This window comes from Amphritea atlantica (genome assembly GCA_024397875.1).
In the GTDB taxonomy this organism is placed as follows: domain Bacteria; phylum Pseudomonadota; class Gammaproteobacteria; order Pseudomonadales; family Balneatricaceae; genus Amphritea; species Amphritea atlantica_B.
Genome location: CP073344.1, coordinates 2,729,145 through 2,744,465 on the forward strand (window position 1 = coordinate 2,729,145; position 15,321 = coordinate 2,744,465).

The 15,321-nt window shown below is 48.7% G+C and carries 18 protein-coding genes; 11 read left to right on the forward strand and 7 right to left on the reverse strand.

Annotated features, from left to right (window positions below; translation table 11 throughout):
* Positions 1-256: 256 nt before the first annotated feature.
* Complete coding sequence (gene alaC, locus KDX31_12530) at positions 257-1,489, reverse strand: alanine transaminase (protein ID UTW02184.1); 1,233 nt, start codon at positions 1,487-1,489, stop codon at positions 257-259.
* A 439-nt stretch (positions 1,490-1,928) separates the two neighbouring features.
* On the opposite strand from alaC, the gene KDX31_12535 reads away from it, so the two are divergent.
* The 5 genes from KDX31_12535 (at position 1,929) to KDX31_12555 (ending at position 4,065) form a co-directional block, all read left to right on the forward strand.
* The gene (locus tag KDX31_12535; GenBank protein ID UTW02185.1) at positions 1,929-2,147 is read left to right on the forward strand and encodes a Nif11-like leader peptide family natural product precursor; all 219 of its coding nucleotides are present in this window, start codon (positions 1,929-1,931) and stop codon (positions 2,145-2,147) included.
* Between the two features lie 281 nt (positions 2,148-2,428).
* Complete coding sequence (locus KDX31_12540) at positions 2,429-2,647, forward strand: Nif11-like leader peptide family natural product precursor (protein ID UTW02186.1); 219 nt, start codon at positions 2,429-2,431, stop codon at positions 2,645-2,647.
* A 224-nt stretch (positions 2,648-2,871) separates the two neighbouring features.
* Entirely contained in the window at positions 2,872-3,381 is a 510-nt protein-coding gene (locus tag KDX31_12545; protein ID UTW02187.1) for a MerR family transcriptional regulator, read from the forward strand.
* Between the two features lie 86 nt (positions 3,382-3,467).
* Positions 3,468-3,680 carry a cysteine-rich CWC family protein gene (locus KDX31_12550; GenBank protein ID UTW02188.1) on the forward strand — a complete coding sequence of 71 codons (213 nt, stop codon included), beginning with the start codon at positions 3,468-3,470 and terminating at the stop codon, positions 3,678-3,680.
* Between the two features lie 121 nt (positions 3,681-3,801).
* Entirely contained in the window at positions 3,802-4,065 is a 264-nt protein-coding gene (locus tag KDX31_12555; protein UTW02189.1) for a hypothetical protein, read from the forward strand.
* Between the two features lie 107 nt (positions 4,066-4,172).
* Here KDX31_12555 and KDX31_12560 read toward each other — a convergent pair whose 3' ends face one another.
* From KDX31_12560 to uraH, 5 genes are all read right to left on the reverse strand, one after another.
* Positions 4,173-4,892 carry an isoprenylcysteine carboxylmethyltransferase family protein gene (locus KDX31_12560; GenBank protein UTW02190.1) on the reverse strand — a complete coding sequence of 240 codons (720 nt, stop codon included), beginning with the start codon at positions 4,890-4,892 and terminating at the stop codon, positions 4,173-4,175.
* Between the two features lie 99 nt (positions 4,893-4,991).
* Complete coding sequence (gene arsB, locus KDX31_12565) at positions 4,992-6,080, reverse strand: ACR3 family arsenite efflux transporter (GenBank protein ID UTW02191.1); 1,089 nt, start codon at positions 6,078-6,080, stop codon at positions 4,992-4,994.
* Positions 6,081-6,423: 343 nt separating this feature from the next.
* Positions 6,424-6,825 carry a hypothetical protein gene (locus KDX31_12570; protein UTW02192.1) on the reverse strand — a complete coding sequence of 134 codons (402 nt, stop codon included), beginning with the start codon at positions 6,823-6,825 and terminating at the stop codon, positions 6,424-6,426.
* Between the two features lie 97 nt (positions 6,826-6,922).
* Positions 6,923-7,642: a DUF2971 domain-containing protein gene (locus KDX31_12575; GenBank protein ID UTW02193.1), complete on the reverse strand. Its 720-nt coding sequence runs from the start codon at positions 7,640-7,642 to the stop codon at positions 6,923-6,925.
* A 747-nt stretch (positions 7,643-8,389) separates the two neighbouring features.
* Entirely contained in the window at positions 8,390-8,743 is a 354-nt protein-coding gene (uraH, locus tag KDX31_12580; protein UTW02194.1) for a hydroxyisourate hydrolase, read from the reverse strand.
* Between the two features lie 360 nt (positions 8,744-9,103).
* Between uraH and puuE the strand changes: the two genes are divergently transcribed.
* The 6 genes from puuE to KDX31_12610 all read left to right on the forward strand — a co-directional run bounded on the left by puuE (position 9,104) and on the right by KDX31_12610 (position 14,223).
* Positions 9,104-10,027: an allantoinase PuuE gene (gene puuE, locus KDX31_12585; protein UTW02195.1), complete on the forward strand. Its 924-nt coding sequence runs from the start codon at positions 9,104-9,106 to the stop codon at positions 10,025-10,027.
* Positions 10,024-10,545, forward strand: coding sequence for a 2-oxo-4-hydroxy-4-carboxy-5-ureidoimidazoline decarboxylase (gene uraD / locus KDX31_12590; protein UTW02196.1), 522 nt, complete (start codon positions 10,024-10,026; stop codon positions 10,543-10,545). Before puuE ends, uraD begins: the two co-directional genes overlap by 4 nt.
* Before the next feature lie 28 nt (positions 10,546-10,573).
* The gene (alc, locus tag KDX31_12595; GenBank protein ID UTW02197.1) at positions 10,574-11,560 is read left to right on the forward strand and encodes an allantoicase; all 987 of its coding nucleotides are present in this window, start codon (positions 10,574-10,576) and stop codon (positions 11,558-11,560) included.
* Positions 11,561-11,598: 38 nt separating this feature from the next.
* Positions 11,599-12,117, forward strand: coding sequence for an ureidoglycolate lyase (locus KDX31_12600; GenBank protein ID UTW02198.1), 519 nt, complete (start codon positions 11,599-11,601; stop codon positions 12,115-12,117).
* A gap of 102 nt (positions 12,118-12,219) precedes the next feature.
* Positions 12,220-13,395: a urate hydroxylase PuuD gene (locus tag KDX31_12605; GenBank protein UTW02199.1), complete on the forward strand. Its 1,176-nt coding sequence runs from the start codon at positions 12,220-12,222 to the stop codon at positions 13,393-13,395.
* A gap of 201 nt (positions 13,396-13,596) precedes the next feature.
* Positions 13,597-14,223 carry a TetR/AcrR family transcriptional regulator gene (locus tag KDX31_12610; protein UTW02200.1) on the forward strand — a complete coding sequence of 209 codons (627 nt, stop codon included), beginning with the start codon at positions 13,597-13,599 and terminating at the stop codon, positions 14,221-14,223.
* Between the two features lie 58 nt (positions 14,224-14,281).
* On the opposite strand, the gene KDX31_12615 is transcribed toward KDX31_12610, so the two are convergent.
* Positions 14,282-14,719 (reverse strand): heme-binding protein, encoded by a 438-nt coding sequence (locus KDX31_12615; protein ID UTW02201.1) that lies wholly within the window; start codon positions 14,717-14,719, stop codon positions 14,282-14,284.
* Between the last annotated feature and the right edge of the window lie 602 nt (positions 14,720-15,321).

The window sequence follows — 15,321 nt, forward strand, 5'->3', positions numbered from 1 at the left end:
TGAGTCTTTGAGGATCAAGAGCGGTTTAACCACAGAGGGAAGAAGAACTGGAACAGATCTGTTTTTTATAACCAGATATTCCTGCCCTTTATTTCCCCTTGTCTCGCCCTCTATTCTTGATCTTTCCTCCGTGCGCTCGGAGCCCTCTGTGGTATATTTTTTAAGGATTAACCACAGAGAACACGAAGGGCACAGAGAGAAGTGTTAGAACAGATTCATTTTTTAATGCATGAAATAAATCTGTTCCCTTTTCGACTTAACGGCGTTTTTCCGGCATCTCGATCAGGCCATCCTTGCGGAACATCGCCTTGATACCGCGCACCGCCTGACGGATACGGTCCTGATTCTCGATCAGGGCAAAGCGCACGAAGCCATCACCGTAATCACCGAAACCAACGCCGGGAGAGACGCATACTTTGGCGTCGGAGAGCAGCTTCTTGGCGAACTCCAGCGAGCCCATCGCCTGGTAAGGTTCGGGAATTTTAGCCCAGATATACATCGACGCTTTGGGTACATCCACCATCCAGCCCGCCTCATGCAGCCCTTTCGCCAACGCGTTACGACGTTGCCGGTACTGCTCAGCAATATCCAGTACGCACTGCTGATCGCCTTCCAGCGCAGCAATAGCCGCGACCTGCAGCGGTGTGAAAGTGCCGTAATCGTGATAGCTTTTGATTCTGGCCAGCGCATGCACCAGCTCTTTGTTGCCAACCATGAAGCCGATACGCCAGCCTGCCATGTTGTAACTCTTGGACAGGGTGAAAAACTCAACCGCGACATCCTTGGCACCCGGCACCTGCATAATCGAGGGTGCCTTCCAGCCGTCATAAACGATATCAGCGTAGGCCAGATCGTGTACCACGATGATATCGTGCTGTTTGGCCAGTGCCACCACACGTTCGAAGAAATCCAGTTCTACGCACTGCGCGGTCGGATTGGATGGAAAGCCGAGAATAATCATCTTCGGTTTCGGAATCGACTCCCGGATAGCGCGTTCCAGTTCAACAAAAAAGTCGACGCCGGGGATCAGCGGTATCGAGCGCACCTGGGCACCGGCAATCACCGCGCCGTAGATATGAATCGGGTAACTCGGATTAGGCACCAGTACGGTGTCACCATGATCCACCGTGGCCAGCATCAGGTGCGCCAGCCCCTCCTTGGAACCGATGGTGACAATCGCCTCATCCTCGGGATCGATCTCGACCTGATAGCGGTCCTGATACCAGCGGGAGATCGCCCGCCGAAGCCGCGGAATACCGCGGGAGGTGGAGTAACCATGGGTGTCATCGCGCTGCGCGACGGTACAGAGCTTCTCGACGATATGCGCGGGCGTCGGCCCATCGGGATTGCCCATACTGAAGTCGATGATATCTTCGCCACGACGACGCGCCGCCATCTTCAGCTCAGCGGTGATATTAAAAACGTACGGGGGTAAGCGATCGATACGGGAAAAATGACGTACCGGTGATGTGCCAGAATTATCGGCCATAATAACCTCTATTTACGTAAGCGCCCGGAACCGTCCGAGCGACGCCAGCCATGTGTTCATGGCCGTAACGAAATAATATCCCGATAAAACAGATCTGACCAGATGTGATGAATAATTAACGTCTGCAGATAACCAAGTGGCTGCTTAGCTTCATGGGCTCTTATTCACCACAGAGGGCACAGAGAATAGAAAAAGCACGGAAGCTCAAGGGATGTGATCCCCCCTTAATTTATAATATTCTTCTGTGTATCAAACCTCTCAATTCAGCTTTTGTGTCATACAGACAACAACGCTACTCTTCTCTGAAACACTGTAAACCACTGATTTGTTTTATAAAAAATAAGCTGATGCTGCGGAACATATTTTGCAGCCAGCGATACAACGCTGAATTTTTTTAATGTAAGGCTTCGACACTATTTAACAGACTGGAGACTCCGCTATGTTAACTCAACAAATTGCCGCTTTTTCTAATCATGCCAAAGCAACACCCGAACTGGGCCGTAAACTAAAAAACTGTGAGCGGGTGAGAGATATGCTCGGCCTGGCACGTGATTTAGGTTTCATGTTTGATGAAGACAGTCTCTTTTCGCCGAACCAGCCTCAGTTTACTCATGACCAGCTGTCAAACCGGCTGGCTAAAGCTATTCTGCGGGGTTAATAACCCGCAAACTTACCGACCTGGCGGCTTCGCGCTATAGCCTCGTTAACAGGGCCTGACGTTGTCACAAAGCAGCCAAACGCCGTTTGTTTGTCATATATCCAACAGTGCCAGGATTTTAAGAAACAACTTATCTTATTGATAAATAATATAAAAAAAGACAACAACTCTGTTTTACAACGGTATACATATTGCTGTATCTGGTAACCCTGAACATGTACCTGATACAACGACAGGGGCTTAGTTATTTCACACCATGACCTGACAAGAGGCCCAATACTATGTCTGTAGAGCAAATTGCTGCGTTCTCTAACCAAGCAAAAGCTAACCCTGCGTTAGCTCAACAGCTGAAAGACTGCACTAAGATGAAAGAGATGTTTGCCCTGGCCCGTGAAAACGGTTTTAACTTTGATGAAGATAGCCTTTATCCGCCAAATGAAGCGCAATTCACAGAAGAGCAACTGTCTGAACGCCTGGCTAAAGCCTTGCTGCGCGTATAACGGGTTCTTCCCCCCGATACACTAAAGGGGTCATTCACTCATTGACCCCTTTAATTTAGAGCTGTGTTTTTACACTGACCCCAACATCACAAACATCATTGACTAAACATTACAGTCACTTGTCATGCATACCGTACCCCACCAAAGAAATGTACAATCAAACTGTTGACCCGTCTATAAGTCCAGGGTTCAAGATGCACATTCGGTCAAACAAAGAAGCTTATATGCTAACTGTCTCTCAAATCGCTAAACAGTTTGGTATTTCACGTACAACCATTTTGTACTACGAAAAAGAAGAACTGCTTATGCCTGCTTATCGTTCCGGGAACGGATACCGCTGGTATGGCGACAAGGAAATTAAACGCTTAGAGGCGATTACTTCCTATCGTTCATATGGTTTGTCAGTTTCAAGCATTCGCTCTTTGTTAGATCGAAAGGGAGAGTCTCAAACACAGATATTGAAGGATCACTTTAATAAACTTGAAAGAGAAATCCAAAACTTACGCGCACAGCAGAAAGCTGTTGTCGTACTGCTTCAAGAACCTGGCCTGTTAGAGGAAAGTATTGTGAATAAAGAACGTTGGGTAGAGATCATGGTTGCCGCTGGATTTACTGAAACTAATATGATCAAGTGGCACCAAAAATTTGAAGAGCTTGAGCCTGAGGAACACCAGAAATTCCTCAAGTCTCTTGGAATTTCAGATGAAGAGATCACTAAGATCAGAGCCTTATAATATGAGATCAGCCTCAAGGATGAGGCTACTTTAATTGCGCTATGCTTTGCATGAGTATCAAGTCTTTCAGATGATAGAGGTTTCTTTTGAGTACGACCCCGGACACGATTGATCCAAATGTATGCCCTCTATGTCAGCAAGCCAATCGATGTGGGAATATAGCTTCGTGTGGTTCTGATCCACATTGCTGGTGCAGTTCGCCTGAAATAACCTTTTCTGATGCCTTATTAAATCAAGTGCCTGAAGCGACAAGAGGGAAAGCGTGTATATGCAGATCCTGTGCTTTAGCAAATAGTTAAATGTCTGTGCTGGTTTGGTCTAGACTCAACTTAACAACGAAATCAAAAGAACCTCTAACCGTTGGCTGCCGTTTGTTCCTCACTATTTCAGCCAACCGTTATAGCGGCTGAGGAGTTGATCATGCCTAGACATATACACAAACGAAAAGCGTCTGCTCACTCTAAATCTAAAGCTGCAAAAAGTGCCAGTCCATCCGTGCTGAAAACTTCAAACCCTAAAGTAGGGATTTTACTGGGTGTGTTCTTTGTTGCTTTAGGTGTCTATATTCTGGTGTTTGAATCTCACGGTAATGGAATGTCCGGCTTTGCAATGCTTTCCATTATTGTGGGGGTTGTGACAGTCATCATTGCACGTTTTTCTGTGCCTAAGAAAAAGACAGAATAGCGTTGGCTGTAACGCTCTTATTTGAAGTGATGTTTTTTTTCCGCTCTCCCCTTCAATTTGGAGCTGAGTTGTTACACTCATCGCAAATATCTCTGGCCCCACATAGCTCAGTAAATTCCAGGCATTAACCGATAGCGCACACGTTGTGCATAGTCTCGATAGCCCGGTAACTCTTTCTGTAAAGTCTGATCTTCCAGGACTGTTCTGACCACCGAAATGATGGTTGCCACTACCGCAGGTATCAGTGTCCATAGCGAGCCCAACGCAAGCGCAATACCAAACAGTGGAAGAATATTTCCGGCATAACCCGGATGCCGAACAAATCGGTACGGGCCGGTATCACACACCACGTGCCCTCGTTCCGTCTGAATACGTACCACGCTAGAGAAAAAACGGTTCTCTACCACTGCCCATGCAGCGAAGGCATAGCCGAACGTGATCAATATGAATCCAGTGACACTTAACCATAACGGAAATTCGGGTGACCCGTGATAGCGATGGTCCAGCCCTGCCACCATAACCATAGGGTAACTGATACTCACCGCCATCAGTGGAGCAAGCACTTTATCCCAAGCCTTTGCTTTTTGAATATTTTCAATATTTTGTCGTTCAGCCGTCAATCCGGGGTGTCGCTGTTCCGCCCATATACGTCCCCCAATACCGGCGGATAAGATCAACACCGAATAGACCCACGCCTGCCACCAACTGAGATCCCACGCACATATCAATAAAATCAGTGGGATAAGGAGATACGCCAAAACTAATCTTAGCCACTGGCGAGAGGATACTTTTTTAACGACGGGCTCACTTTCCGATTTTGTTGACATGTCACTCCCCAAAATAAAACGGATATGAGTGTGTCCTAACGCCCGCATTTGCGTGTTGATTAGGCGCGCAGCGGAAACTAGTTCAACAGCATGCAATTGCTAGGTTTGTTCCGATAATTTACTTTCAAATAAATAGGATGTCTTTTTACATAAAGAGACCAGCATTAACATTAAGGGCACTTCAATCAAAACACCTACAACCGTTGCCAACGCTGCCCCAGAGGATAGCCCGAATAGAATGACGGCTGTAGCAATAGCCACCTCAAAGTGATTAGATGCACCAATTAGCGATACTGGTGCAGCATCCTGGTATGAGAGCTTACACAACCTGGAAAAAACAAAATACCCCAAAGCAAAGATGAATACTGTCTGTATCAATAATGGAACTGCTATCCATAGAATGGTTAATGGGTTTGAAACAATCACCTCACCTTTGAATGAAAACAGGAGAACCAGGGTAATTAACAAAGCCGAGATACTCACGGGCGTCAACCAATGTAGAAACCTTTCCTTAAACCAAACAATACCTTTGTGCTTTATAATCAGCTTTCTTGAGAAATATCCTGCAATCAGAGGAAGTGCTACATAAATAGAAACAGAAAGCACCATAGTTTGCCAGGGAACAGGCATAGAATTGACGTTTAATAACAGACCACCTAATGGCCCATAGAGAAATAGCATCATTAATGAGTTTATTGCCACCATTACCAGAGTCAGCCCATCATTACCTTTTGCCAGATGGCCCCACATCAACACCATCGCAGTACAGGGAGCAATACCCAGTAAAATAGTACCTGCGATATAGCTTCGCCAAAGTTCGACCTCCTCACCATTTGCCAAGACCTCTGTACCTGGCAAGAAGTCTTTAAATAGATAACCTAAAAACAAGTATGATATAGCAAACATGCTAAAAGGTTTAATTGCCCAGTTTATAAAGAGCGTTAAAAACACAGGCTTGGGTGTTTTTGCAGATTTAAGCACATGGGCAAAATCAATTTTGACCATAATGGGATACATCATAAAAAACAGGCATACAGCAATAGGTATTGATACTTGGTAAATTGAAAAGTCATTCAATGTCGTCGCCACACCCGGTGCGACTTTTCCGAGCGCAATGCCTAAAGTAATACAAACAAGAACCCAAATAGTTAAATAGCGCTCAAAAATTGATAGCTTTTTTTCTTTCATATCGGTTAACCCTGCCTCCGAACTATATTTTCACGAGCCTAACGCCTAAATCGGGTGCGCAATAGCGCGTTATCTGGGTTTCTTTGTTAGGGCCTCAAAACTAAAACATTTCACTCTGACACCTTCCCTTTCTTCAGAACCCCATAATACTATAGCCTCAAAGGGAGCAACAATGTGGACCTCATCGCCGGGGTACCACCAAACAGCTATCGGCGGCGGAAAAATGTAAATAGGTATAATTCCCCTAAATTCCATCTGCTTAATTGTTTTTCTTGAGAAAAACTAAAGACCTATCCTTTATCGACATTCAGAAAATATATTTTTACTCTGACCCCAAAAATACCTAACCGAACGTGATCAATGTAAATCCAATGACACTTAACCATAGCGGAAATTCGGGTGACCCGTTATAGCGATGGTCCAACCCTGACACCATAACCATAGGGTAACTGATACTCACCGCCATCAGCGGAGCAAGCACTTTATCCCAAGCCTTTGCTTTTTGAATATTTTCAATATTTTTTCGTTCAGCCGTCAATCCGGGGGGGCGCTGTTCCGCCCATATACGTCCCCCAATACCGGCGGATAAGATCAGCACCGAATAGACCCACGCCTGCCGCCAACTGAGATCCCACGCACATATCAATAACATCAGCGGGATAAGAAGATACGCCAAAACTAACCTTAGCCACTGGCGAGGGGATACTTTTTTTACTACGGGCTCACTTTCCGATTTTGTTGACATGTCACTCCCCAAAATAAAACGGATATGAGTGTGTGCCTAACGCCCGTAACACTTGACTGAAAAAGCGTAGCTTTTTTAGGTCAAGTGCTTATGATTGTTAATAATCTTTCCACCCTCTATGCATTCCTACGAAGTCCCTTTGCATCATATTTATTGATGCACATTGGATACATTCTTTAGGGTTAGAAGTGCTTACAACCATCGTCTTTTTTGCACCGATTGTAAACTCGGCACTCTTAAAAACTCCAATTTCACTCATTTTGCGAACTTTAAGGTTAGGTTTGCAAAGTGTTAGAATATGCATCAGCATTTCTACCGACTCTTCATTCGATCTTGGACCAAATGTTATAGACTTTATATTAACTGGTAGAAATCTATCTTTTAGTTGAATGCAGCGATATTCAGCTTCATATTTCCAAGGCTTATCTTTATATTTCAGTATCTCGAACGCTTTAGATATATTTATATCCTTTCCATTAAGAACTGGCTTCTTCAAATAAGAAATCTTGTGATATTCTTGCCCATCCAACAAATCAAATTCAACCAAGCAACCTTTGCCACCGTCTGCATAATGAGACCACATTAGAGAATTTTTTGGGTCTTTTGTAAAACAAACAATTCTCAGGTCACTAATAATTTCTTCCCACTCTTTCTCCCTATTCTTGGGAACAGTATTGTCAACCTTGATTACCCCTTCCATGGGATCATTTAGTTCATTATATTTAGCCGCATAAAGCCTTTCTTTTAATATCATATCCAGCAAAAACTCAAAGTTCTGAAAAGATTTATATTTATAGAAGGTCGGTTTCTCATTCATAGGTATGAAATCTATTGATTATTAACATTTTAATTGTGCGCATGCGCGTTTGTCTGCCGCAGGTTCTGCAGCTAAGGGGAGGTAACTATTTGAGAGTAAAGCAGAGTTTTGAAGCACGTCGTTTTTCATCCCCTGAAAACGCGCATGCGCGTTTTGGCACTTTCAACCGGCACACAATCTCACCTGTTGATATCCTTATCTTTCTGATTCTGCAACACTTTAAAGGGTTATGCCAGTGACAAAGCGCGCTATTGTTCAGATCGGTGAGTGTCAAAGCGTGCCAGTCTTTCTGAGTTATCCCAATTAACTGTATATATAGTCAGAAACATAAGGGAAATTATCCACAGCGAATGAGTGACGGTCGAAGACAAGAGAAAGAGGTTCAATATCCCCTCAGGGAGAAGGAAGCGCCGGGGGAAGTTTGGGGGCCCGATCATTGATTGGGTAAGAATTTAGTGCGGATTGAGTGAGGGGCAAAAAGTAACGGGTTGATCAGAAGTGAAATGAGTGACCAGAGGATATAAAAGATCGCCCCTGGTACCCAGAGGGCATGCTAAAGGGGCTCCTACAGTGAAAAAGTCAGCAGTAATCCCTATCACCCAGAGGGCATGCTAGCGTCACTCCCACAATTCCCGCTTTTTCGAGCAACAAGCCACGAGCTACGGCTCTTAAAACGCTTTTTCTAACAACTAGCAAGCGGCGAAGCCGCGTCTAGCGAGTCGCGAAGCGACGTTCTAGCGACTGCCGTTATGACCCGCGATACGTAGAATAGCTATACGGCGAGATCAGCAGCGGCACATGGTAATGCTCATCTTCATCGGCAATACCGAAGCGCAGCACCACATCATCGAGAAAGGCAGGTTCCGGCAGTTCTACGCCCCGTTTACGGTAATAGCTGCCCACACTGAAGACCAGTTCGTAGACGCCCTTTGTGAAATCCTCACCCTCCAGCACCGGCTGATCGCAGCGACCATCGTCGTTGGTCAGGGTTGTGTGTAGCAGTTCGCGGCTATTGTCGCTGATACGGTAGAGCGCTACTGGTATTTCACTGCCGGGACAGCCGTGAGCCGAGTCCAGCACATGCGTGGTCAGATAACCCATGAGTTATTCATCCTCTGTCTTTTATTTAATTTTTTTAACTTAAGCATTGGCAGTTCAGCCTAAACTGATCTGCAGATGACTACACTATAGAACAGGCGAAACGACTTTCACAGACAATTGTAAGATTTATTGTATACATTATTAACAAGGCATTATCACATACTGAAATCAAACCCTGAAACCACTGATATTAAAGGGATAGCGATATGTTCCAGGGTACTTTAGCCCGGATAGCCGGGAATTAAAGACGGTATGTAACTTGTCATTATCTAAAATTATTGTATACAATGATTGCATACCAGTTTGGATTGATCCATTATCTAATCCAATACACGCTTTCAGTTTTTAAGGAGTGCCCCCGTGAACAATGACTATCCTCGTGATCTGATCGGATATGGTAGCCACCCGCCTCATCCATGCTGGCCCGGGCAGGCCCGTATCGCTATCTCATTTGTTCTCAACTACGAAGAGGGCGGTGAGCGCTGCATTCTGCATGGTGACAGCGAGTCCGAAGCGTTTCTGTCGGAGATGCCCGGTGCACAGCCGTTGCCCGGCGTACGCAATATGAGCATGGAGTCCTGTTATGAATACGGCAGTCGTGCCGGTGTCTGGCGGGTGCTGAAACTGTTCAGTAAGTATGATATTCCGCTGACTATTTTTGCCGTGGCGATGGCGATTGAGCGTCACCCGGAGGTGGCGAAAGCGATGGTCGAGGCCGGTCATGAGATCTGCAGCCACGGCTATCGCTGGATCGATTATCAGTATTTTGATGAGTCGGAAGAACGTGATCATCTGATGCGCGCCATTGATGTCATCACTCAGGTGACCGGTCAGCGACCGCAGGGCTGGTACACCGGTCGCAACAGCCCCAACACCCGCAAGCTGGTGATGGAGGAAGGCGGCTTTATGTATGACTCCGATGCCTATGATGATGACCTGCCCTACTGGGTCAACAATCAGGGCAAGGGACACCTGGTGATCCCCTACACACTGGACACCAATGATATGCGCTTTGCCACGCAACAGGGTTTTAACAGTGGCGAGCAGTTCTATCAATACCTGAAAGACAGCTTCGATACCCTGTACGCCGAAGGGGCCGACGCACCAAAAATGCTCTCAATCGGTCTGCACTGCCGCCTCATCGGACGGCCGGCACGGATCGCGGCACTGGAACGCTTTATCCGTTATGCCCAGAGCCATGAGCAGGTGTGGTTCAGTCGCCGCATCGATATTGCTGAACACTGGCACAGCCACCACCCCTTTAACCCGGAGACCGCGTCATGAGTCATGCTCAGTTTCAACACTGCACCCCGAGTCAGATGAGCCGTGAAACCTTTATCCGTACTTTCGGCGACATTTATGAGCATTCAGCCTGGGTGGCAGAACAGGCCTATGACCTGGGAGTTGACAGCAACTGCGATCAGATAGAGGCCCTGCATGGGCGCATGGCAAAGATATTGCTTGAGTCTGATCAACAATCTCAGCTGGATCTGATCAATGCTCACCCGGACCTGGCCGGTAAAGCCGCTATCGCCGGTGAGCTGACTGAATCTTCAACCTCAGAACAGGCCGGTGCGGGTATCAGTGAGTGCACCGCCGAAGAGTTTGCCCGTTTTACTCAGCTGAATGATGCGTATAAAGCAAAGTTTGGCTTTCCGTTCATTATGGCGGTCAAGGGCAGCAACCGGCACCAGATTCTGGCGGCCTTTGAGGAGCGCATTCATAACAATCCCGAGCAGGAGTTCAGCCGGGCATTGCAGGAAATCAACAAAATAGCGCAGTTCCGACTGCAGGCTATGTAACCAATTTTTTGCCAGAACGAGACAGATAATGACAACAACATTTGAGAAGCACATCAACCTGGCTGACGCCCGTCTGGGCAGCAAGGCGATTTTTGTAACCGACGACTGGTTTGCCGCCGTCGACCGGATGCTGCAACCGGAAGCCCCGGTGTGGAAAGAGGGCGTTTTTGATGACAACGGCAAGTGGATGGATGGCTGGGAATCCCGCCGTAAGCGCTTTGAGGGCTATGATTACACTATCATCCGCCTCGGTGTCCCCGGCGTGATCAAAGGTGTCGATATCGATACCTCATTCTTCACCGGCAACTACCCGCCCTCTGCATCGCTGGAAGCCTGCTTCTGTCAGGACGGAGATCCGGCAGAAGATGCTGAATGGACCGAACTCCTGAGTGCGGTCAGCCTGAATGGTGACAGCCAGCACCTGCACGCCATCAATAATGACCAGCCCTGGACCCATATCCGCTTTAATATCTTCCCGGATGGCGGGGTTGCCCGTCTCAGAGTCTATGGCACGCCTTATCTGAACTGGTCTGAGATCGGCAGCGAGCAGGAGATCGATCTGGCGTCTTCCCTCAACGGTGGCCGGGCGCTGGCCTGCAGTGACGAACACTTCGGCAAGATGAGCAACATTCTTAATCCCGGACGTGGGGTTAACATGGGCGACGGCTGGGAAACCGCCCGCCGACGCACCCCGGGAAATGACTGGGTCATCGTGGCGCTGGGTCATCCGGGAGAGATCAGTCGTATCGTGGTCGATACCCTGCACTTTAAGGGCAACTACCCGGACAGCTGTTCCATTCAGGCAGCCTTCGTGAAAGGCGGCACCGATGAACAGATCGAAACCCAGAGCCTGTTCTGGAAGGAGCTGCTGCCCTCACAGAAACTGGAGATGCATCAGGAACATGAGTTTGCTGAGCAGATCAACCGGCTGGGACCGATCACCCATATCCGCCTGAACATCTTCCCGGATGGTGGCGTCAGCCGGCTGAGGCTGTTTGGCCATATTTCTGACTAAGAGCTACCGACTGAGAACTAAGGACTAAGGTGCTTTAAATGACTGAACAAACCAGGCTGACTCTCACACCGGAGCCACTGACCGCCGCGGCATTTGCCCCCTACGGCACGGTCATTGAGACCCGTGATCGTGACTTTTTCATGATCAACAATGGCTCTACCCAGCGCTTTCACCGCTTAGCCGAGGTGATGCTGGGTAAGCCGGGCGACCGTGGAATAATCAGTATTTTCCGCGCTCAGGGACTGGCGCTGCCGCTGCGGATCAAACTGCTGGAACGGCATCCGTTTGGCAGCCAGGCGTTTATTCCCCTGAAGCAGAACCCGTTTCTGATCATCGTTGCTGACCCCGGCGAGGTACCGCAGCGGGATAAGATCCGCGCCTTTATCACCGATGGCAGCCAGGGGATCAATTATCACCCCGGCGTCTGGCATCACCCGGTTTTAAGCTGTGTCCCGGAAGATGACTTTCTGGTGGTCGACCGCGAGGGTGAAGGCAATAACTGTGATGAGTATTTCTTTGCTGAAGACACTGAGATAGTCCTTGAGAATAGTGCTTGAGTCAGATCACTGAGCAGCAAATAGCGACCAAAGCACAACAAGAACATTAACATCTTTGGCCTTTAGCAAACGCGATAAGCGCCACTATATGAGGAGTAAACCATGGATCCCCATATCACTGAATGGTTAAACCTGGCGGTACGCTGGGTACATATGATTACCGGTATCGCCTGGATCGGCGCGTCCTTCTATTTCGTCTGGCTGGAGAACCATCTGGACCGCAGCAACCCACGGGAAGGATTATCCGGCGATCTGTGGGCGATCCACGGCGGCGGTATCTACCACCTGGAGAAGTACAAACTTGCCCCGCCGAAGATGCCGGAGCAACTGCACTGGTTTAAATGGGAAGCCTATGCCACCTTCCTGTCAGGCTTTACCCTGCTGGCGGTCGTCTATTACCTCAATGCGCAACTCTATCTGGTGGCACCCGGTTCGGGTATCAGCTCTGCGGCGGCCATCGGCATTAGTGTCGCAAGCCTGCTCGCTGGCTGGTTTATCTACACTGTCCTGTGTGACTCTCCACTGGGTAAAACCCCGGCACTGCTGGGCCTGGTGCTGTTTGTCCTGCTGATCGCAGCCGCCTGGGGCCTGACTCAGGTATTCAGTGGCCGTGCCGCGTTCCTGCATATTGGCGCCATTATCGGCACCATCATGGTGGGTAACGTCTTCCGCGTGATTATGCCGGCACAAACCGCTTTGGTTGGCGCCATAAACGCAGGGCGTGAGCCCGACCCGGCACTGCCAGCGAAAGGCTTACTGCGCTCACGACACAACAACTACTTCACGCTGCCGGTGCTGTTCATCATGATCAGTAATCATTTCCCCAGCACTTACAGCTTTGAATATAACTGGGCCATTCTCGCCGGGCTGGCGGTACTCAGTGTGCTGGTGCGTCACTACTTCAACACCCGTCACGAAAGTCAGAAGTATGTCTGGACGATTCCGGCCGCAGCACTTGGCATGATCGCCCTGGCCTTTGTCACCGCACCGAAGACCGCAGAAGTATCAACGAACCAGGTCAGCTTTACTCAGGTCAAGCAGATCATCGATGAGCGCTGCTCGGTATGCCATTCAGCCACCCCAACCTTTGCCGGTTTTACCGCCGCACCGGCCGGAGTCATGCTGGATGATGCGCAGCAGATCCGGATGCTGGCCCCCAGAATCCAGGCGCAATCGATTACCACTCAGGCGATGCCGCTGGGGAATATCACCCAGATGACACAGCAGGAACGCGACCTGCTGGGCACCTGGATTGCTCAGGGTGCCCTGACTGAGTAACATCGCTACGCGTCTTTCATATAACACACTAAAAAGCCCTGTTTACCCAACGGGGCTTTTGTTTTTTAGCACTCTTCCGACTGCCGAACTTATTCCAAGTGCCCCCATGCCCCACTTGAGCCGGGTTCAGTGCGGGTGATACCATTGCCCGGCAGCTGACCGTCACGGTTCAATAATAATAAAACAGGATAAGGTAAGCCGATGGCTAAAATAAGGGAACGTAACCGGGAGCTGATTATTCAGGCTGCCAGTGAAATTTTTGCCGCTCAGGGTTTTGCCGCGACCAAAACCGTGGATATAGCCGAACAGGCAGGCCTGCCCAAGGCAAACGTTTACTATTATTTTAAGAGCAAGAAAAACCTCTACCGCAGCGTTATTGAAAGCGTGATTGAGCCACTGCTTCAGGCTGCCACCCCGTTTTATCAGGATGATGATCCGGCAACCGTACTGGAGCAGTATATCCGTGCCAAAATACGGGTTTCCCAACAACACCCTTCCGCCTCCAAGGTGTTTGCCAGTGAGATCATGCACGGGGCCCCTCACCTGCCCGATGATATCGCGGCACAGATGATGGAACAGACCCGTGTCAGCAGTCATAAGATTCAGTCCTGGATTGACCGGGGACTGATGGACCCGGTTGATCCGCACCACCTGCTGTTTACCATCTGGGCTTCAACACAGACCTATGCCGACTTCGACTGGCAGATATCCAGGGTCACCGGCAAGGATAAAATGACTCAGCGGGACTACGATATCGCGGCAGATCAGCTGACCCGGCTGATACTCAAAGGTTGCGGTGTACAGGCCATTCAAATGTCAGGCGCTTAATCACAAAAAAGCCCCCGTCTTCACGGAGGCTCTCTTTGTTGGCTTAAATAACGCTGCGTTACACGCTGCCCGCATCGGCAACCAGCCCGGCTGCCTGAATCCCGGTAATCGCACAGAGTTCATCGACATCGGACAGGTCACCACTGACCCCCACAGCGCCGACCACCTCATTATCACTGTTTCGCACCAGCACTCCGCCCGCAACCGGCACCAGATGTCCCTGAGCCAGCGTGGTTAACGATGCGATAAACGCCGGACGTTCCAGTGCGTCCCGACCCAGTTCACGGGATGACTTGCCCATCGCGACCGCACCCCATGCCTTACCGATCGCGATGTCCGGGCGCAGCATACTCGAACCGTCCTGACGCTGCAGCGAAATCAGCTTTCCGGCGCTATCCAGAATCGCCACCGTTAACGGTGACGCACTCAGCTCACGGCTTTTACCAAATGCAGCCTGGGTGATTGCTATTGAACTTTCCAGATCAAGTCTGACCATCAGTGTTACCTCTTAAATATTAATTTTATTATTTGAGAAATCTGATCGTTGGGCGCTGACGGCTATTCTGGCTCAGCGGTAGATAAAACGACTGTATAGATAAAACATACATTTATACCAAAGCATTGTATACAAAATAGTCAACATATTGTTGCCACGATATGAAACGAGTTCACCCTGCAACAAGTTGACCTTAAAGTCAGGATTAACCACAATAGCCGTGACACAATGACGTTTTATCCTGGGATCCTTCTCTCAGGTTTATCCGCTCACGGTGTTATGTCTTCACCGTCAACCTATCCATTGCCGGTGAGATTCTTGTTGACTCCCCTTTCGAGGGTTTTAAGACCGTCAGGGAGCTGATGGTCTTTTTTTTGTGATTTTTAAGGTACCGGTTTCATTGCGGGGTTTAGTTATAGGTTTAATCGTAGGAGCTGCATCCTGCAGCCATTTATCTACACATCGGCACCCACCATCGCCGCTGGAAGCGGCTCCCACAAAAGCGGTTAGATCATCGATTTCATTGCGGGGTTAAATTGTAGGTTTAATCGTAGGAGCTGCATCCTGCAGCGATTTAACTATCCACCGGCACCCACAATCGC